The 18,808-nt window shown below is 71.1% G+C and carries 19 protein-coding genes; 11 read left to right on the forward strand and 8 right to left on the reverse strand.

Annotated features, from left to right (window positions below; all coding sequences use genetic code 11):
* The first annotated feature begins 6 nt into the window (after window positions 1–6).
* On the forward strand, window positions 7–813 hold the full coding sequence (locus QSV35_RS16285) for a carbon-nitrogen hydrolase family protein (RefSeq protein WP_286289851.1): 807 nt from the start codon (window positions 7–9) through the stop codon (window positions 811–813).
* 1 nt (window position 814) lies between these two features.
* Here the strand turns inward: QSV35_RS16285 and QSV35_RS16290 are convergent, their stop codons facing one another.
* Window positions 815–2,017, reverse strand: a complete 1,203-nt coding sequence (locus QSV35_RS16290; protein WP_286289852.1) for a pyridoxal phosphate-dependent aminotransferase — start codon at window positions 2,015–2,017, stop codon at window positions 815–817.
* A 99-nt stretch (window positions 2,018–2,116) separates the two neighbouring features.
* Between QSV35_RS16290 and QSV35_RS16295 the strand changes: the two genes are divergently transcribed.
* From QSV35_RS16295 to QSV35_RS16305, 3 genes are read left to right on the forward strand one after another with little or no spacing between them, the layout of a single operon-like run.
* Entirely contained in the window at window positions 2,117–3,847 is a 1,731-nt protein-coding gene (locus QSV35_RS16295; RefSeq protein WP_286289854.1) for a S1C family serine protease, read from the forward strand.
* Between the two features lie 46 nt (window positions 3,848–3,893).
* Complete coding sequence (locus tag QSV35_RS16300) at window positions 3,894–5,171, forward strand: CDP-glycerol glycerophosphotransferase family protein (RefSeq protein WP_286289856.1); 1,278 nt, start codon at window positions 3,894–3,896, stop codon at window positions 5,169–5,171.
* A complete protein-coding gene (locus QSV35_RS16305) occupies window positions 5,168–6,616 on the forward strand; it encodes a CDP-glycerol glycerophosphotransferase family protein (protein ID WP_286289858.1) in 1,449 nt (482 codons plus the stop codon). Before QSV35_RS16300 ends, QSV35_RS16305 begins: the two co-directional genes overlap by 4 nt.
* A gap of 9 nt (window positions 6,617–6,625) precedes the next feature.
* On the opposite strand, the gene QSV35_RS16310 is transcribed toward QSV35_RS16305, so the two are convergent.
* Together QSV35_RS16310 and QSV35_RS16315 are read right to left on the reverse strand one after the other, a co-directional pair.
* On the reverse strand, window positions 6,626–7,720 hold the full coding sequence (locus tag QSV35_RS16310) for a glycosyltransferase family 2 protein (protein WP_474099268.1): 1,095 nt from the start codon (window positions 7,718–7,720) through the stop codon (window positions 6,626–6,628).
* 7 nt (window positions 7,721–7,727) lie between these two features.
* Window positions 7,728–9,092, reverse strand: a complete 1,365-nt coding sequence (locus QSV35_RS16315; protein WP_286289859.1) for a maltokinase N-terminal cap-like domain-containing protein — start codon at window positions 9,090–9,092, stop codon at window positions 7,728–7,730.
* Between the two features lie 128 nt (window positions 9,093–9,220).
* Between QSV35_RS16315 and QSV35_RS16320 the strand changes: the two genes are divergently transcribed.
* On the forward strand, window positions 9,221–9,526 hold the full coding sequence (locus QSV35_RS16320; RefSeq protein ID WP_286289860.1) for a helix-turn-helix domain-containing protein: 306 nt from the start codon (window positions 9,221–9,223) through the stop codon (window positions 9,524–9,526).
* Here QSV35_RS16320 and QSV35_RS16325 read toward each other — a convergent pair.
* The 4 genes from QSV35_RS16325 to QSV35_RS16340 are packed head-to-tail and all read right to left on the reverse strand — an operon-like array spanning window position 9,523 to window position 11,733.
* Window positions 9,523–9,765, reverse strand: a complete 243-nt coding sequence (locus QSV35_RS16325) for a hypothetical protein (protein ID WP_286289861.1) — start codon at window positions 9,763–9,765, stop codon at window positions 9,523–9,525. The genes QSV35_RS16320 and QSV35_RS16325 overlap by 4 nt on opposite strands.
* Before the next feature lie 28 nt (window positions 9,766–9,793).
* Complete coding sequence (locus tag QSV35_RS16330) at window positions 9,794–10,126, reverse strand: hypothetical protein (protein ID WP_286289862.1); 333 nt, start codon at window positions 10,124–10,126, stop codon at window positions 9,794–9,796.
* A 52-nt stretch (window positions 10,127–10,178) separates the two neighbouring features.
* Window positions 10,179–11,003 (reverse strand): hypothetical protein, encoded by an 825-nt coding sequence (locus QSV35_RS16335; RefSeq protein WP_286289863.1) that lies wholly within the window; start codon window positions 11,001–11,003, stop codon window positions 10,179–10,181.
* Window positions 11,004–11,040: 37 nt separating this feature from the next.
* Window positions 11,041–11,733 carry a phosphocholine cytidylyltransferase family protein gene (locus QSV35_RS16340; RefSeq protein ID WP_286289864.1) on the reverse strand — a complete coding sequence of 231 codons (693 nt, stop codon included), beginning with the start codon at window positions 11,731–11,733 and terminating at the stop codon, window positions 11,041–11,043.
* Window positions 11,734–11,931: 198 nt separating this feature from the next.
* Between QSV35_RS16340 and QSV35_RS16345 the strand changes: the two genes are divergently transcribed.
* The 3 genes from QSV35_RS16345 (at window position 11,932) to QSV35_RS16355 (ending at window position 15,229) form a co-directional block, all read left to right on the forward strand.
* On the forward strand, window positions 11,932–13,269 hold the full coding sequence (locus QSV35_RS16345; protein ID WP_286289865.1) for an ABC transporter ATP-binding protein: 1,338 nt from the start codon (window positions 11,932–11,934) through the stop codon (window positions 13,267–13,269).
* A gap of 44 nt (window positions 13,270–13,313) precedes the next feature.
* Window positions 13,314–14,813, forward strand: coding sequence for a hypothetical protein (locus QSV35_RS16350; RefSeq protein ID WP_353618987.1), 1,500 nt, complete (start codon window positions 13,314–13,316; stop codon window positions 14,811–14,813).
* A 149-nt stretch (window positions 14,814–14,962) separates the two neighbouring features.
* Window positions 14,963–15,229, forward strand: coding sequence for a DUF3039 domain-containing protein (locus QSV35_RS16355; protein ID WP_286289867.1), 267 nt, complete (start codon window positions 14,963–14,965; stop codon window positions 15,227–15,229).
* Between the two features lie 7 nt (window positions 15,230–15,236).
* Here QSV35_RS16355 and QSV35_RS16360 read toward each other — a convergent pair whose 3' ends face one another.
* Entirely contained in the window at window positions 15,237–16,565 is a 1,329-nt protein-coding gene (locus QSV35_RS16360; protein WP_286289868.1) for a nicotinate phosphoribosyltransferase, read from the reverse strand.
* Window positions 16,566–16,603: 38 nt separating this feature from the next.
* Between QSV35_RS16360 and murI the strand changes: the two genes are divergently transcribed.
* From murI to rdgB, 3 genes are read left to right on the forward strand one after another with little or no spacing between them, the layout of a single operon-like run.
* Window positions 16,604–17,425 carry a glutamate racemase gene (gene murI, locus QSV35_RS16365; protein ID WP_286289869.1) on the forward strand — a complete coding sequence of 274 codons (822 nt, stop codon included), beginning with the start codon at window positions 16,604–16,606 and terminating at the stop codon, window positions 17,423–17,425.
* 17 nt (window positions 17,426–17,442) lie between these two features.
* Window positions 17,443–18,189, forward strand: a complete 747-nt coding sequence (gene rph, locus QSV35_RS16370; RefSeq protein WP_286289870.1) for a ribonuclease PH — start codon at window positions 17,443–17,445, stop codon at window positions 18,187–18,189.
* Window positions 18,186–18,791 carry an RdgB/HAM1 family non-canonical purine NTP pyrophosphatase gene (gene rdgB / locus QSV35_RS16375; RefSeq protein WP_286289871.1) on the forward strand — a complete coding sequence of 202 codons (606 nt, stop codon included), beginning with the start codon at window positions 18,186–18,188 and terminating at the stop codon, window positions 18,789–18,791. The genes rph and rdgB overlap by 4 nt, the downstream gene beginning before the upstream one ends.
* Window positions 18,792–18,808: the final 17 nt, after the last annotated feature.

Raw genomic sequence — 18,808 nt, forward strand, 5'->3', positions numbered from 1 at the left:
GAAGACGTGAGCACGTCTTCCTTCGCCGTCGCGGTCGCGCAGTTCGCGCCGATCGCCGACACCGACGCGAACCTCGCGGAGATCGCCCGGCTCGCCGAGCGCGCGGCGGACCGGGGTGCGCGGCTCGTCGTGTTCCCCGAGTACTCGAGCTTCTTCGTCGACCCCTTCGACGACTCGCTCGCCGCCAACGCGCAGCCCGTCGACGGTCAGTTCGCCACGGTTCTCGCCGACCTGGCCGGCCGCCTCGGCATCACGGTGGTCGCGGGTCTCGTCGAATCCGCCGAGGACGGCCGCATCCGCAACGCCGTGGTCGCCGTGGACGGCACGGGACTCCTCGCCGCGTATCGAAAGCAGCACCTGTACGACGCGTTCGGCCAGCGGGAGTCCGACTGGGTGGAACCGGGATCGCTCGAGCCGCCGCAGACGTTCGTCCTCGACGGGCTCACGTTCGGCCTGCAGACCTGCTACGACCTGCGATTCCCGGAGTCGACCCGCGTGCTGGTGGATGCGGGGGCGGACGTCATCCTCGTGCCCGCGGAATGGGTGCGCGGACCGCTCAAGGAGCACCACTGGCGCACGCTCGTGACGGCGCGGGCGATCGAGAGCACGGCGTACGTCGCGGCCGCGGACCATCCGCCGCCCCTCGGCGTCGGCCACTCGATGATCGTCGACCCGCAGGGGACGACGATCGCCTCCGTCGGCACGGCGACCGACGTCGCCGTCGCGCACCTCGACGCCGAGGCGATCGAGAACGTGCGGCGGGTCAATCCCGCGCTGCGGCTGCGCCGCTATCGCGTGGTGCCCCAGGGCTGAGTCACGCCGACAAGGCCGCGAGGCGCGCCGCCGCCTCCTCGAGCACCTCGGTGCGCTTGCACGCCGCGAACCGCACCAGGGTCGCATACGCGGACCGGTGGCCGGACGTCACGAAAGCCGTGAGCGGGATGGCGACCACGCCGGCGCGTTCCGGGAGCGAGCGGCAGAACGCCGCTGCATCCGTCGCCCCGAGCGGCGCGGCATCCACCACCGTGAAGTACGTGCCCGCGGGTTCGAAGACCTCGAACCCGGCCGCATGCAGTCCCGTGCCGAGCACGTCGCGCTTGGCCTTCAGCGTGTCGGCAGTGCCATGGAAGAACGCGTCGGGCAGACGCAGACCGGTGGCGATCGCGGGCTGGAAGGGTGCGCCGTTCACGTAGGTGAGGAACTGCTTGACGGCCAGGACCGCATCGACGAGATCGGCCGGCCCGGTCGCCCACCCGATCTTCCACCCGGTCGTGGAGAACGTCTTGCCGCCGGATGAGATGGTGAGCGTGCGCTCCCACGCACCCGGAAGGGTCGCGATCGGCGTGTGCGGGGTGTCGAAGGCGAGATGCTCGTAGACCTCGTCGGTGACGATGAGAGCATCGTGCCGGTGCGCGAGACTCACGACCTCGTCCAGCACGTCGCGGGAGAACACCGCACCGGTCGGATTGTGCGGGTCGTTGACGAGGATGACGCGAGTGCGGTCGGACACGGCGCTCCGCAGTTCGTCGAGGTCGGGCTGGAAGTCCGGCGCCCGCAGCGGAACCGGGACGAGGCGGGCGCCGGCGAGGGCGACCGTGGCGGCGTACGCGTCGTAATAGGGCTCGAACACGACGACCTCGTCGTCAGGCCCATCGGTGAAGGCCAGGAGGGCCGCCGCGAGCGCCTCGGTCGCACCTGCGGTGACGAGGACATCGCGCTCGGGGTCGAGCGAGATTCCGTAGAAGCGGTGCTGGTGGTCGGCGATCGCCTGCCGGAGGTCCAGGATGCCGCGCCCCGGCGGATACTGGTTGACCCCGTCCGCGATCGCGCGACGTGCGACCTGCAGGATCTCTTCGGGTCCGTCCTCGTCAGGGAAGCCCTGCCCGAGGTTGATCGCGCCGGTATCGGCCGCGAGTGCGCTCATCTCGGCGAAGATGGTGGGTATGGGAGCGCCGTCGTCCGACAGCAGCCCTGCGCCGCGCGCCGCACGCTTCCACGCGCCGGGAATGTCTCGCACGTTTCTAACGCTACTCGCATAGGTCGATCCCATTGGCGTCATAGGAAACACACAGAGGTCGTGGCCAAGCTGAACATGCTTGTCCAGAAGGAGCAATCAATGAGCGACACCCCGGGCATCACCCCCGAACCCACTCCCGCGGCCGGCGCCGAGACGCCCGCCACCGAGACGACCCCCGTTCCCGCGACGCCCGCCCAGCCGGCCGCGCAGGACGTTCCCGCGACGCCTGTCGAGGCGCCTGCCGCCCCGGCACCGGCTGAGGCGCCGGCCGCCGCGGCCCCGGCTCAGGCATCCGCCGACGTGCAGCCCACGCTGCCCGTCGCGTCGGTGCAGCCGGCCGCCGCGCAGCCTGCCGACGGGCAGCCGACGGCCGCGCAGCCGACCGCGCCGGTTCCGCCGGTGCAGCCTGCGCAGGGCGCCGCATCCATCCCGCCCGTGCCGCCGGCACCGGCGTACGCGGTCGCCGGCCAGCCGGCGCACCCGAAGGACGCGCAGCCGGCATACGCGGGCCAGCCGTACCCCGGCCAGGCGTTCGGCGTGCCGCCGCAGGCGCAGCCTGCCGCTCCGGTCAAGGAGAAGAAGAACCGCATCGGCGCCGGCGCGATCGTCGGCATCATCGTCGCGGCCGCCGTCGTCGGCGGCGCGGCAGGCCTCGGCGGAGCCGCCGCTGGCGCGGCGCTGTGGGGCAACACCGGCAGCACGACGGCGCAGGCGCCGGCTGCGGTCACGGTGAACAACCCCAAGTCCGTGACGAACACCACCGCGGTCGCCACCAAGGTGCTCCCGAGCGTCGTGACGATCAACGCGTCCTCCGGCAACTCGGCCGGGACCGGCTCGGGTGTCGTCCTCACCGCGGACGGCTACATCCTGACCAACACCCACGTCGTGACGCTCGACGGCGCGACCGGCAGCCCCACGCTCTCGGTCACGACCAGCGACGGCCGGATCTACGGCGCGACCGTGGTCGGAACCGACCCCACGTACGACCTCGCCGTGATCAAGCTGAAGAACGCGTCGGGCATGACCCCGATCACGTTCGGCGACTCGAGCAAGATCAACGTCGGCGACCAGACCGTGGCGATCGGCGCGCCCCTCGCGCTGTCGAACTCCGTCACGACGGGCATCGTCAGCGCCCTGAACCGGTCCATCGCCATCGCCTCGTCCGCGGCGCCGAACTCCGGTTCGCAGGACGGCAGCAACGGCAACGGCAACGGCGGCAACGGCAACGGGAACGGCGGCAACGGAGGCGGGAACAACGGCAACGGGCCGTTCTACTTCGACTTCGGCCAGGGCCAGCAGCAGCAGTCCCAGGCGAGCGAGACCATCAAGATCGCCGTCATCCAGACCGACGCCGCGATCAACCCCGGCAACTCGGGCGGCGCGCTGGTCGACGCCGACGGCAAGCTCGTCGGCATCAACGTCGCAATCGCGACGGCAGGGTCGAGCTCGGGCGGACAGAGCGGGTCGATCGGCGTCGGGTTCTCGATCCCGTCGGACATCGCCAAGCGCATCTCCGATGAGCTGATCAAGGACGGCAAGGCGACACACGGGCTGCTCGGCGCGACGGTCGGCGATGAGGAGGGCGTGACCGGCGCCACCACGACCGGCGCCCTCGTCGACGCCGTCACCGCGGGCGGTGCGGCCGAGAAGGCGGGCCTGCAGAAGGGTGACATCGTCACCGCCTTCGACGGCGTGCCGGTGACCAACTCGACCGACCTCACGGCGCAGGTGCGCGCGCACGCGTCTGGAGCGCAGGCGTCGATCACCTTCGTCCGCAACGGCAAGACGCAGACCGCGCAGGTCACGCTCGGGGCGCTCAAGACCAGCTGAGCGACCGCCGAACGGCTCGGGCGCCACCCCGCGATAGGCTCGCGGGGTGGCGTCCTTCTCGTTCGGCGCGGGCAACGCCGGAAAGCTCGTCCGCCTCCCGCTCTACGCGGCAGGACGCCTCGCGACACTCCTCGTGCCGCGATCGGACGACGAGTGGGTCTTCGGCTGCGGCGCAGGCATCGGCGAGGGGGCGCTCGCGCTGTGGCAGGTCGTCGCCGAGGCAGGGCACCCCGCCGTATGGCTGACGGGCTCGGAACGCGAAGAGCAGGATGCAGCGGCCCACGGCATCCCGACCCTTCCGAAGCACTCCGTCCGGGGGTTCTGGCGCACGGCGCGCGCCCGCGTGATCGTCGTCACCCACGGGTTCGGGGATGTCAACCGCTACGCGGTCTCCGGCGCGTTCGTCGCGCAGCTGTGGCACGGGATCCCGCTCAAGCGCATCGGCCTGGATTCCCCGGCGACGGTGCGCAGCGGCATCCTCCCCGGATCGCGTCTCGTGCGCCGCATCCTCGCCGCCATGTACCGCGGGGCCGCGCAGCGCATCGCCGTCCTCCCGGCCGCGTCCCACGTTGTGCGCGGCCGCCTCGAGTCGGCATTCGGCATCGCAGACGTGCACGTGCCCGTCACGGGCGAACCTCGGGTCGACGTGCTGTCCCAGGGCGATCCGGATGCGCGCCGGTCCGCCGCGCGGGCGGAGATCTCGCGTCTCGCGGGCGATGTCGGGGAAGCCAGGCTCGTCCTGTACGCGCCCACGTGGCGCGATGGGGCACCCGACCCGGCCGTCCCCACGGCGGCAGAGTGGCGCGCGCTCGTCACGGCGCTCGACGAGCGCGACGCAGTGCTTCTCGTGCGCTCGCATCCGCTCGGGGCGGGGGAGTACACGGTGCCGTTCGCGACCGACCGGGTGCGCGGCATCGGCAGCGCGCTCGCACCGGACGTCACACCGCTCCTGTCCGGACTCGACGCCCTCGTGACCGACTACTCGTCGCTCGTGTTCGACACGTCGCTCGTGCCGATGCCCGTGCTGTTCCTGGCTCCCGACGTCGAGGAGTACGCGCGGGAGCGCGGCTTCTACGGCCGGTACGAGGATGTCGCAGGCCTTGACCACGCCACGACGTGGGCCGAGGCGACGCAGCAGCTCATCGCCGTCCTCGACGACCCGGCCGAACGTGAACGCCGCCTCGAGCGCGCACGCGACCTGGACACGCGCATCCACGCGTATCGGGACGGCAGGAACACCCGGCGCGTCTACCGCGCGATCCTGTCAGGGCTGGGACGGCGCATCACGTCGGACCTGCCCGAGACTGCGGAAGGAATCTCATGACCGACGCCCGGTTCACCGTCGATGACGGAGCCGCCCTCGTCCTCGAAGGGCGGGGGACCGCTCCCGCCGTCGAGCTCGTCGGCGCCCGCGCACGGGTGTCAGGGGTGGTCGAGCGGCAGGGCGACGGGTGGATCGCCACCCTGCCGCTGCGGGCGGCGCGGTGGGGAGGGCCCGAGCTGCCCTTGCCCTCCGGGGCCTACACGCTCCGCATCGACGGCACCGCGACGGAGCCGACGGCGCTGCCCACGGAGCTCCTCGGGACGCTCCGCGCATCGCTCGAAGGCTCGACCGTCCGCATCGGGCCCCCTGTCGACCCGGCGTACGACTCGGGCGAGGGGCAGAGCGCGCTGGAGCGCCGCTACGCCGCGCGCCCGGCCGGGGGTCTCGAGAACGCCGTCTTCTTCGAGAGCTTCTACGGGCGCAACGCGAGCTGCAATCCGCTTGCGATCGACCGGGAGATCGCGCGACGAGCGCCCGGCGTCGTCCGCTACTGGAGCGTCGTCGACCTGTCCGTGCAGGTTCCCGAGGGCGGTGTGCCGGTCGTGGAGGGCAGCCCCGAGTGGTGGCGGGCACGCGGCGCCTCGCGGCTGCTCGTCGTCAACGACTGGCTCCGTCGCCGGTTCGTGCGGCGTCCGGGTCAGACCGTCCTGCAGACCTGGCACGGCACGCCCCTCAAGCGTCTCGCGCTGCACCGTCCCGGATTCGACCCGCGACGCGCGCTCGCGGTCGTGCGTGAGTCGCGACGCTGGAACGTCCTGGTCGCGCAGAACCCCTACGCCGCCCGCATCCTCGGCAAGGCGTACGCGTTCCTCTCGCGCCCGGTGTGGGTGGAGGGGTACCCGCGCAACGACGTGCTCGTGAACGGAGACGGCACGGCCACACGCGAGGCGCTCGGCATCCGCTCCGACGAGCGCGTGCTCCTGTATGCGCCGACGTGGCGCGACGACCGCACCGAGATCGTCGACTTCGTCGACCCCGCCGAGCTTGCGGCAGCAGCAGACGCGGTCGTGCTCGTGCGCGGTCATTCGCGCACGCTTCAGCCGGGGCGGGATGCCGCGGGCGCGCGGGTCATCGACGTGACGGCCTTTCCCGACACGGCGCAGCTGCTGCTCGTCGCCGACGCCCTCGTCACGGACTACTCCTCGGTCATGTTCGACTTCTCCGTGACCGGCAAGCCCATGTACTACCTTGTCTCGGACATGGAGCACTACCAGGGGGACCTGCGCGGCTTCTACTTCGACCTCGTGGCGCACGCCCCAGGCCCCGTCGTGCGCACGCAGGAGGAGCTCGTGGCGGCGCTGAAGGCGGAGGCGGAGACGAAGGATGCCGGCACGTACGCCGGTCGGTACGCCCAGTGGCGGCAGAAGTTCAACGCCCGCGACGACGGGCGCGCGGCCGAGCGGGTGGTCGCCCGCATCCTCGATCAGGGCATGATCTCGCGCTGACCCCGCGCATCACGGCAACGGCGTGTTGCGCGTCCCGAGTCGCGAGGTGTCGACGGTGTCGTGCGCGCCGCGCGAGGTGCCGATGAGGAAGCCGAGCCCCCACGACAGGTGCATCGTCGGGATCACGGCGAGGGTCCAGAGCTTGTCGCGCCAGCCCTTGCCGCCCCCGGGCCCGATCGCGACGGCGATGATCACGAGCGCGTAGGCGATGAGGGGCAGATAGACGACAGACGCCGCCACCGACCACCATCCGGTCAGCACCTGGGTGAGCTGCAGCGCCCCGACGACGACGGCGAGGGCGAGGTCGATGAGGAGCGCGGGCGGCGCGAAGAAGCGCAGCGAGTTGCGGCGGCCGAAGCGGCGGACGAGCTCGCCGCGCCACGTCCCGGTCGCGCGGAACTGGCGGGCCAGCCGCGTCCAGCTCTCGCGCGGCCAGTAGGTCACCGACAGCGCCGGGTCGAACCAGACGCGATAGCCGGCCGCGCGGATGCGCAGGTTGAGCTCCCAGTCCTCGCCCCGGCGGATCGACTCGTCGAACAGGCCCACCTCGTCGAGGACATCGCGGCGCATGACGCCGAGGTACGCGGATTCGGCTTCCGCTTCCTGCGTCCCGCCGTGGTAGGCCCCGCCGCCGAGGCCGATGGGGGAGTTGTACGCGCGCGCGACCGCGCGCTGGAAGGGGGTGCGCCCGTCGGCGCGCATGACCCCGCCGACGTTCGCCGCGCGCGTGCGGGCAAGGGTCGCGAGCGCGTCGCGCGTGTATCCCGGGGACAGCTCGGAGTGGGCGTCGACGCGCACCACGGTCGGCGCGTCGGAGGCGCGGATGGCGAGGTTCAGGCCCTTGGGGATGTCGGCGCCGGGGTTGTCGACGAGGAGGATTCGCTCGTCATCCGCGGCCAGCCGCGCGGCGAGCTCGTTCGTCCCGTCCGTCGAGGGACCGAGCGCGAGGATGAGCTGCATCGGGCCAGGGACGTCCTGCTGCAGCACGGTGGCGACGGCACGCTCGAGATACCGGACCTCGTTGAGCACCGGCATGACGAACGCGACACCGGCATCCGGGGAAGGAACCGGGGCGTCCCTCCGCCCGCGTTCGCCGTTCTGCACCCGTCGATCATGCCATGGACGGGCGCACGACCCCTGTGAGGCGGTCGACGGCGCGCAGCGGGATCCCGATCCACGAGGGGCGGTTGCGCGCTTCGTAGAGGGTCTCGTACACGGCCTTGTCGAGCTCCAGGGCATGCAGCAGGGGAGCGGATGCCACGAGGTCGAGGCCGGATGCCGCGGCATAGCCCTCGAGATACGCCGCGCGGGCGGCGCGCGCCCACGCGTCGACGGCATCGGCGCGCTCGGGCATGTCCTGGCCGAGGGATCCCGCCACGTAATCGAACGACCGCAGCATGCCCGCGATGTCTCGGAGGGCCAGATCCGGTCGGCGCCGCTCCTGCATCGGACGCATGGGTTCGCCCTCGAAGTCGAGCAGGACCCAGCCTCGCCCGGGGATCCGGACGACCTGCCCCAGGTGGTAATCGCCGTGGATCCGCTGGAGCGGCGGGAACACCTCGTCGCGTGCGCGGGCGTAGCCCGTCTCGATGGCCGCCCGGCGCGAGGCGAGCTCGGGGACCTCGCCGATCGCATCCTCGAGGCGTCGGTGCCATGTCGCGGTCACCGCATCCCGCTCGGCGGCGCCTGCCGCCCGCATCGGGAGGGCGCGGGCAAGGGTCAGGTGGACCTCCGCCGTGGCGGCGCCCAGCTCGCGGGCCCCGGCCTGGAAGTCCTCTCCCTCGGCAGCCGCGCGCAGCGCCACGCGCCATGCATCCTCGACGTCTGGGAGGAACTCCTGCGCGAACGCGAGGGAGCCTGACTCGATCTCTCCGCCTTCCGCCGCCCACGAACCTTCGAGCCAGCCGGCCGGCCGTGGCACACGCGTCGATCCGGCGTCGGCGAGGGCCACCTGCAACTCGACGTCGGGGTTGAGGCCTGGCTGGAGCTTCCGGTAGAGCTTGCAGATCAGCGGACTCCCCGGGTCGCGGTAGACCAGTGATGTGTTCGACTGCTCGCCGGTGAGGACCTCCGCGCGCGTCGTGAGCGACAGGGCGGATGCGGCGACCCCTGTGCCCGTCAGGACGAGGTCGTCGGAGCGCCGACGTCCTCCGGCGGTCACGAGCTGCAGCAGCGCGCGCGCATAAGCCGGGTCATGGACGCCGTCGACGAGGACCATGCCCGGCAGCGCTTCGCCGATCGTGTGGCGCGGGCGCAGATCGCGGTCTCCGGCCGGACGTTCGACGACGGGCACCTGGTAGAGAACCGGCGGCCGGGAAGCATCGTCCGCGACCAGCAGCGTGCGCACGCGGATGTCCGCATCGACGGCATCCAGATCGATGCTCGCGACGATGCGGAGAGCGGGGGTACGCCCCTTGGCCGCGTACCAGCGCTGCTGCGGGATCCACGCGGCCAGACACGCCAGCGTGTTGTCCATGACGTCGAGGCTATTCGGTGCGGCGGCCCTTATGCAAGCGCTTACATCCGCGAGATCGCAACAGTTCGCCTTCGTTCTATCTCATATATGCATAGGGGCGCGCCGGAGCCTGCCGATAGTCAGGATGGATGAAGGACGCGGCATCCCCGGCAGCCGCGCATCTCGGGGAGCTCATCCGCGACCTCCGTCACAAGACGAGCATGAGTCGGAAGCTGCTCGCCGAGCTCTCGGACCTCGACATCTCGCACATCGCGCGCCTTGAGGGCGGCATCGGCAATCCGACGATCAACTCGCTGATCCAGCTCGCGACGGCGTTCGACGTCTCGCCGACGATCTTCGTCGAGGGTCTGACGGCCGCCGACCTGCCCGAGGACATCCGCCCGCGCTCGAATATCGAGTACCGGCGCACGCACGGCATCGACGACGCGAGCTAGCTCTCCTCGACGTCGGAAGCGGGTGCGTCCCCGGGTGCTCCCGTCTCGTCGCGCGCGTGCTCATGGAGAGGAGCGGTGGGCAGAACGATGGACACCGAGGTTGCGCCGTCGATGAGGTCCGCCGGGGAGGCGGTGGATGCCGCATCCAATCGCTCCGCGCCGTCTTCCGGTTCGTAGGGCTCCGAAGGCAGCACGGCCCACGTCGGCGTCTTCTCATTGCGCTCGGCGAACAGGCCCATGCCCCCATTGTGCGCCCCTCGAGGCCTGTCACAGCGTGAACCGCCACACGTACTCGGTGCCGTCGTCGGGACGGAACCAGGCGATGGTGGCCGACACACTGTCCGGGTCGCAGGCACACAGGCACAGCTCGGCGGACTCGCCCGGGAGCATCTGCCCCCAGTGCAGCGTGTCGACGTCGGGACTCGTGTCGGCGAGGTCGCGCAGCGGACGTGACGTCGCGACGAACACCCGGACGAAGTCGGCGGGAGTCGCACCCTCGTTGATCACGATCGGGTGGGGGCCGCGGAGGCGTTCCACGCGCCAGGGCACGCGGTAGGCGGCGGGAGAGGGGCAGTCGTCATCGGTGATCGCTCGGAGCATGGAGCGAGACTAAGGCTGACGTCCGACACGAACTATCGAAGATAGATACGAACTATTCGAACGAGCGCGTCCTCGACCGGCGAATCGTCCACCGTCGCCGGGGCAGGTCGGACGAGAGAGCGGAGCTGAGGTCCGGAGGCAGCTCCAGCGGCGCCGGGCCGAAGGCCTTGCGGGCGGATACGACGACGCGGCGTCCCAGAACGCCGTTGCCGACGCCGCCGATCACGGCGCCGATGCCGAACGGGAGTGCCCTCCCGATCCAGGAGGCGCCCGCCCGCACGGCGAAGGTCTTGATGAACACCGACTTCAGTCGGTCCACGACGGGGCCGAGCGCCGCGCGCGGGAGGGTCTTCGTCACGATCTCACCCCAGTACGCCGTGCGCGTGCCGGCGGTGCCCGCTGCTTGACCCGCGAGGTGCGAGACGAGGTTCACGCCCTCGTCGCCGAGCAGGAGCGTCAGGACGAGCGCCCGGGCGCGATCCGGGTCGGCGATCCGGATGCCGTGGATCTCTGCGAGCGACTGCGCGAAGAGCGTGGTCGTCTCGAGGAATCCGACGGTCTCCACACCGCTCAGGGCGAGCGTCACGCCGGTGCCGATGCCGGGGACGACAGCCGTCGCGCCGACGGCGGCACCGCCGGTCGTGACGGCAGCGAGGTATCGCGTCTCGAGGATGCGCGCGAGCTGCGCAGGGTCCGCATCCGGATACCTGCGGATCACGCCGCGCAGATGCGCAAGGACGACCGGGCGCTGGAGAGCCAGCACGCGATCGAGCGCACGGATCGTCAGCGGATGCTCATCGGAGCCCTCCGGAGGCAGCCCGCCCTGCCAGGGCGCGTCGCCCGGCAGGGAGTGGATGCGGTGAACCTTGTCGGCCATCGCACCGATCCTACGGACGGCGTCTGAACGGCGCCCGTCAGACGTAGAGGTTCGCGCGCTCGAGGTCTTCGGCGAAGTCGACCTCGACGGCGTAGAGGTCGGAGATGTCGAGCGGCTCGAGGAGCAGCCCGTCTTCGGCGATCGCGAGCTCGAGGCCGCGCTCGAAGTAGTCCTGGTCGTCGACGCGACTGAGCTGGCGGATGAACGCACGCTTGTCGGCCGACGAGATGTAGTTGATGCCCACGGCCTCGCCGACGCCGCCGCGCACCGTCTTGGAGAGTTCGCGGATGAAGCCTTCGGGGGTCACGGTGTACTTGACCTCTTCGTCGCTCACCTTCGCGGTGTTGACGGTCACGAACGACTGGTCGCGCTCGATGAGCGCGATGGCCCGGCCGAGGACGCGCGGGTCGAACACGACATCGCCGTTCATCCACAGCACCCCGCCGCGCCCGGTCGCGTTCAGGGCGCGCAGCAGGCTCTTGGACGTGTTCGTCTGGTCGTACCGGTCGTTGTACACGTAGTCGACCGAGGGGAACGCCTCGACGATGGTCTCGGCCCGGTAGCCGACGACGGTCGTGATGCGCGCGTCATCGCCGAAGGCCGCGCGGATGTTGTCGTGCTGCTGGCGCATGATGCTGCGGCCATCGCTGAGCTCGGTGAGCGGCTTGGGAAGGCTGCGGCCCAGCCGCGAGCCCATGCCGGCTGCGAGGATGACGGTCTGCAGTGTCAAGATTTTGCTCCTGGAGTGAGTGTCTTCAGTGCCGGTTCACCGGCGCGACACTCCTTCGTGCCTGCACCAGGCTAGCGAAACGTCCTGATAGACCGCAGAATGTTCTGCCGGACGTTGTCGTTTCGTGATCTTCCCGCATTTTCCTATGCGGCCGCCGTGGCGGCCGGTCGCTCGGCTTCCGGTTGATACCGTGGGCTGGTGACTGCCGTGCCGGAAAGACCGCACGAGCCGCGCTCGGATGTCTCGGGCGGCGGCCCGTACCAGCGGCCCGTGAAGCCACGCAAGCCTCGGCCGCCGCGAGCATCCGCGACGACGAAGAACGGCGGCACCGCGCACGCGCTCCCGCCGAAGCCGACGATCTCGGCCGCAGCGGCCGCCGCGCTCCCGCCGCGCCCCCCGCTTCCGGGCGAGGTCGACGAGAAGCGGGATGTCGTGGATCGGGCCGCGGAGTCGGCAGCCCTGAAGGCCGAGGAGGTCAGCATGGAGGATGCCGCCGAGGCCGTCGCGCAAGAGGATGCCGCCGAGGCCGTCGCGGAAGAGGCCGCTGCAGAGGACGCTGTTGCCCACGAAAGCGTCGATGTCGCCGATCGTACGGCCGCGCCGGACGTGACGGAGCCGGAGGCGGTGGTGTCGGCATCCGTCGCGGCTGAGCCTGCCGACCGCGAACCCGAGGCGGCGGAACCCTCGATCGATCAGCTCGATCCCGTCTCACCCGCCGTCATGGCCGAGGTGATCGAGCAGCTCGTCGAGGACGCGGAGGCGCCCGCATCGGCGGCACCGCAGGCCGTCGTGGTGAGCGGTCTCACGAAGGCTTTCGGGCAGACGACGGCCGTCGCCGGCATCGACCTGTCGATTCCGGCCGGCTCCTTCTACGGGCTCGTCGGGCCCAACGGCGCGGGCAAGACGACGACCCTGTCGATGATCGCCGGACTCATCCGCCCCACGAGCGGCTCGGTGCGCATCGACGGTGTGGACGCGATCGCGCACCCGCAGCAGGCGAAGCGCCGACTCGGCGTCCTGCCGGACCGCCTGCGCACGTTCGATCGCCTCACCGGCCGGCAGCTCCTGTACTACTGCGGGGTCCTCCGTGAGCTGTCTCCCGCGGTCGCCGAGAGCCGGACGGCGGATCTTGCCCGGGCGTTCGACCTCACCGATGCGCTTTCCCGCCCGGTGTCGGACTACTCCGCGGGCATGACGAAGAAGATCCTGCTCGCCGGCGCTCTCATCCACTCGCCGCGCGTACTGGTCCTCGACGAGCCGTTCGAATCCGTCGATCCCGTCTCCAGCGCGGTCATCCTCGACATCCTCGAGACCTATGTCGCCCACGGCGGCACGGTGCTGCTCTCCAGCCACGGCATGCAGCTCGTCGAGCGGGTGTGCTCGCGCGTCGCCATCCTCGTCGCGGGCAACGTCCTCGCCGAGGGGACGATCGCCGAGGTGCGCGGCGAATCGACGCTCGAAGAGCGCTTCCTGCAGCTCGCGGGCGGCCTCAGCGACGTGGAGGGCCTGGAGTGGCTGCACACGTTCTCCGACTGAGGCTGGCGCTCCTGGCGGGAGCGTTCCGAGGACCTCGTCCGCACGTGGTCCGCGCGTGGCTCGGCCTCATTGCGCTCGCCGCGGTCGTCATCGCGACCGGCGGGATGCTGCTGACCCTGCGGACCGCGTCCGATGACGCCGTCCTCGTCGTCACGGTACTCGGCGGCGCGGCTGTCGCCGCGAGCTTCCTGCTCGTGCCGCTCATCGTCGGCGTCGAGGATCAGCTCGACCCCCGAAGGTTCACCATCTTCGGCCCCGACGCCCGATCGCTCGCTGTGACGACCGGTCTCGCCGGGCTCATCAGCATCCCGGTGCTCGCCGTCGCGATCCTCGGCGGATGCCTCGTCGCGGTCTGGTCGGCTCACGGCGTGCCCATCCCCGTCGGCATCCTGGCGGCTCTCGCGGCGATCGTGACCTGTTCGCTGTTCGCGCGGATCGGGATGGCGTTCGCAGCGCTCGTCCTGCGCGAGCGTCGTTCGCGGGAACTGTCGAGCGCCTTCGCGATCCTCATCATCGTCGTCGCGGTCCCCGCGAGCATCTTCTTCGCCTCGCTGGAGTGGCGCGGACACGTCCCGACCCAGCTCGTCGAAGCCGCGACGGTCATCGCGCACACGCCGCTCGGTGCCGCGTGGGCGATCCCTGCCCTCGCGCCGACCGGGGGAGCCGCACCCGCTTGGGCCGTCGTGGTGGCGATCCTCTCGCTCGCGGGACTCGCCGCGATCTGGTGGTGGCTCTCGGCCGCGATGCTCACCGCCCCCGAGCGGCCCGTCGCGGCCCGCGAGCGCGGCGGGCTCGGCTGGTTCGCCGTCGCGCCGGGCACGCCGGGAGGGGCCGTCGCCGCGCGCAGCCTCGTGTACTGGCTGCACGATCGGCGCTACATGGCGAACATCCTCGTGGTCCCGGTCGCAGCGCTCCTCGCGATCGTCCCTCCGCTCATCGCCGGCGTCCCCGTCGAGGTCGCTGTGCTCGTACCGCTTCCGATCCTCGCGCTCTTCTTCGGCTGGCTGCCGCACGATGACCTCGCGTACGACTCGACCGCGCTGTGGCTGCACATCGCGAGCGGCGTGCGCGGTGCCGCCGATCGGATCGGGCGGCTCGTGCCTGTGCTGCTCGTGGGCATCCCCGTCCTGGCCGTCGCGGTGCCCGTCGCCGTGGCGATCCACGGCCGCTGGGCCGTGCTCCCCGCCGCCGTCGGCGCGTGTGCAGCACTGTTCCTCAGCGGCCTCGGCCTCTCCAGCATTGCGTCGGTGCTGTCTCCGTACGCCGTGTCGCGCCCCGGCGACAGCCCGTTCCGTCAGCCGCAGCGATCGGGATCCTCGGCAGGCGTGGCTCAAGGGCTCGTCCTGCTCGGTGCGATCGTCGTCAGCTCGCCGGTGCTGTGGTGGGCGTGGCTCGCGGTGACCGGTCGGGTGGAGTTCTCGGCCGCGGCCCTGTGGGGAGGAATCGCGATCGGCGTCGCCGTGCTCGTCGCGGGCGTGCTCGTCGGCGCGAACGCGTACGAGCGGCGCACGGGGGCGCTGATGGAGTTCGCCGAGTCGACCTAGCGGGGCGCTTTCTGCCGCCCCGGTTGCCGACTTGCGGCATATGGCGGTCATCGAGGCCCGCAAAGTCGCCATCTGCCGCAACTCGATGGATGTCGACCCGGCCCACGGGGCCGCCCTCCGTGCCGATCTGCGCGGTTAGACTTTCCGACATGAGCACGCCGCTGGACAGCCCCGATCAGGGAGGGCTCACCGTCCTCGACCGAGAGCTCGAAGAGCTCCTGCGCGAGGAGCACATCGAGCCCGGCGACCACGAGCGGTTCTCGCATTACGTGAAGAAGGACAAGATCCTCGAGTCGGCACTGACCGGCAAGCCCGTGAAGGCGCTGTGCGGCAAGAAATGGACGCCCGGGCGCGACCCGGAGAAGTTCCCGATCTGCCCCACGTGCAAGGAGATCTACGACCGCATGATGGGCTGAGAGCCCGTCAGTCGAGGTCGACCCACACCGTCGGGATCGCAGGATCCGCTCGGCTGAGCGCCAGCGCGCGGACCGGGAGTTCCTCACGGACCGTCGCGTGATGCGCACGCGCGGCCGCGACGCCCGATGCCCCCTCGAAACCGGGGGCGATCTCGCCGTCGACGACGAACGCGGTCTGCAGCCCGCGTGCGTCATCCCGGGCCCTCGGAGCCTCCTCGAAGCCGTCGGCCACGACGATCGTCTCGCTCGTGGCGGTGCCGCGGTCGAGCGTGCGGAACGCGGTCTTGCGGCCGCCCTTGGACACCTTGTCCGCGGACGCCTTCGCGACGGGCACCCAGGAGCCGGCGGCATCCTGGCGTGCCACCAGTTTGTAGACGAGTCCGGCGGTCGGCGTGCCCGATCCGGTCACGACCGACGTTCCGACGCCGTACGCGTCCACGGGGGATGCGGCCAGGGCGGCGATCGCGTACTCGTCGAGGTCGCTCGTCACCGTGATGCGGGTGCCGGTCGCGCCCAGCGCGTCGAGCTGGCCGCGCACCTCGGCGGCCACGATCGGCAGGTCTCCGGAGTCGATGCGCACGCCGCCGAGGCCGGTTCCGGCGACGCGGATGGCGGTCTCGACGCCGCTGCGGATGTCGTAGGTGTCGATGAGGAGCGTCGTGTCGAGCCCGAGGGCGTCCACCTGCGCGCGGAAGGCGTCCTCCTCGGAGTCGTGGAGGAGCGTCCATGAATGGGCGGCCGTCCCCATGGTGGGGATGCCCCAGCGCCGTCCCGCCTCGAGGTTGCTCGTCGCGCCGAAGCCTGCGATGAACGCGGCGCGCGCGGCGGCGACCGCCGACTGCTCCCCGGCCCTGCGCGAGCCCATCTCGGCGAGCGGACGATCGCCGGCGGCGATGCTCATGCGTGCGGCGGCCGTCGCGACGGCCGAGTCGTAGTTGAGCACGGAGAGTGCGAGGGTCTCGAGCACGACCGCTTCGGCGAAGGTCCCCTCGACCGTGAGGATCGGCGAGCCGGGGAAGTACAGCTCGCCCTCGCGGTAGCCGGTGATCGTGCCGGTGAACCGCCACTCCTCCAGATACGCCAGGGTCGGCGCATCCACGGCGCGCGTGTCGCGGAGGAAGCGCAGCTCGTCCTCGCCGAAGCGGAAGTCGCGCAGCAGCGACAGAAGGCGCCCCGTGCCCACGACGACGCCGAAGCGCCGTCCGCCGGACAGCCGGCGCGTGAACAGGTCGAAGACGCAGCGGCGGGAGGCCGTGCCGTCGCGCAGCGCCGCGTCGAGCATCGTCAGCTCGTACCGGTCGGTCAGCAGGGCCGAGGAGGGCGGAGAGGCGCTCATGCGCGTAGCCTACTGAGGCCCCGGTAGGCTGGTCGATCGTGACAGACGCGCCGATCGGAATCTTCGACTCCGGAGTCGGCGGGCTCACCGTGGCTCGGGCCGTATCGGCCCTGCTGCCTCGCGAGTCGATCCGCTACATCGGCGACACCGCGCATTCCCCTTACGGTCCGAAGCCGATCGCCGACGTCCGCCGGTACGCGCTCGAGGTGCTCGACACGCTCGTCGACGAAGGCGTGAAGATGCTCGTCATCGCGTGCAACACGGCGTCCGCAGCGATGCTCCGCGATGCGCGCGAGCGCTACGACGTCCCCGTCGTCGAGGTCATCGGCCCGGCCGTCCGCACGGCCATGTCCACGAGCCGGAGCGGCCGGATCGGTGTGATCGGCACGGCGGGCACGATCTCCTCCGGCGCCTACCAGGACATGCTGGAGGTCAACGAGCGGCTGACCGTGTTCGCCCAGGCGTGCCCCCGGTTCGTCGAGTTCGTCGAGGCGGGGATCACCGATTCGCCCGAGGTGCTCGCCATCGCCGAGGAGTATCTCGCGCCGCTGCGTCACGCCGGCGTCGACACCCTCGTCCTCGGGTGCACGCACTACCCGTTCCTCGAGGGCGCGATCAGCTACGTCATGGGTCCGGACGTCTCGCTCGTCTCGAGCGACACCGAGACCGCGAAGGACGTCTATCGTCAGCTGGTCTCCCGTGGACTCCTCGCGGGACCGGATGCGGTGGCGTCCCACGTCTACGAGGCCACCGGCGACTCCGCCGCCGACTTCATCCGACTCGCGCACCGGCTCATGGGCCGTGAGGTGCGCGATGTCACGCTCGTCCACACGGGTGCCATCGACCTGCCCAGGCACTGAACCACGGGAGATCACACATGAGCGACATCGTCCGCGCCGACGGCCGCACGACGGACCAGCTGCGACCGGTGACCATCGAGCGAGGCTGGAGCAAGCAGGCCGAAGGGTCTGCGCTCATCTCGTTCGGCGACACGCGCGTGCTGTGCACGGCGTCCTTCACCAACGGCGTGCCGCGCTGGCTCACGGGCAAGGGGCGTGGCTGGGTGACCGCGGAGTATGCGATGCTCCCGCGTGCGACGAACGACCGCAGCGACCGCGAGTCGGTGAAGGGTCGTATCGGCGGCCGCACCCACGAGATCTCGCGCCTGATCGGCCGCGCCCTGCGCGCGGTCGTCGACACGAAGGCGCTCGGCGAGAACACCATCGTGATCGACTGCGACGTGCTGCAGGCGGACGGCGGAACCCGCACCGCCGCGATCACCGGGGCGTATGTGGCGCTCGCGGATGCGATCGCGTGGGGCCGGGAGAAGAAGTTCATCGGCCAGAAGTCGCAGGTGCTGTTCGACTCCGTCGCCGCGGTGTCGGTGGGGATCATCGACGGCGCGCCGATGCTCGACCTCGCCTACGTCGAGGACGTGCGCGCCGAGACCGACATGAACGTCGTCGTCACCGGTCGCGGCCTCTTCGTCGAGGTGCAGGGCACGGCCGAGGGGGCGCCGTTCGACAAGCGCGAGCTCGACGCCCTGCTGGAGCTCGGCGTCAACGGATGCGGCGAGCTGCGCGATCTCCAGACGGTGGCGCTGGAGGCGGGTTCGATCCCGTGAGCGGGACGAAGCGGGTCGTCCTCGCGACCCACAATCCCCACAAGGTCGAGGAGTTCCAGGCGATCGTGAGCGCGACGCGCCCCGATCTGGAGCTCGCCGGCTATGACGGTCCCGAACCGGTGGAAGACGGCGTGACGTTCGCCGAGAACGCCCTCATCAAGGCCCGCGCGGCCGCCGCGCACACCGGGGCCCCGGCGTTCGCGGACGACTCGGGCGTGAGCGTCGACGTGCTCGGCGGATCGCCCGGCATCTTCTCCGCGTACTGGGCGGGGCACGCGAAGGACCCGGTCGCGAACCGGCGCCTGCTCCTCGACCAGATCGCGGATATCGCGGACCCGCACCGGGCTGCACGGTTCGTGTCGGTCATCGCGCTCGTCACGCCCGACGGTGCCGAGCGCACGGTCGAGGGAGTCTGGCCGGGAAGGATCGCGACCGCCGAGCGCGGCGACGGCGGATTCGGCTACGACCCGGTGTTCATCCCGGACGGCCAGGATGCGGCATCCGAGCGCACCGTCGGCGAATGGACCGATGCGGAGAAGTCCGCGCAGTCGCACCGGGCGCGCGCATTCGCCCTGCTGGCACCCCTGCTCGCCGAGCTCTGACGCCCGTCGCCGGCGGC

Origin of the sequence: Microbacterium candidum (assembly GCF_030315975.1) — a bacterium.
Lineage (GTDB): Bacteria > Actinomycetota > Actinomycetes > Actinomycetales > Microbacteriaceae > Microbacterium > Microbacterium candidum.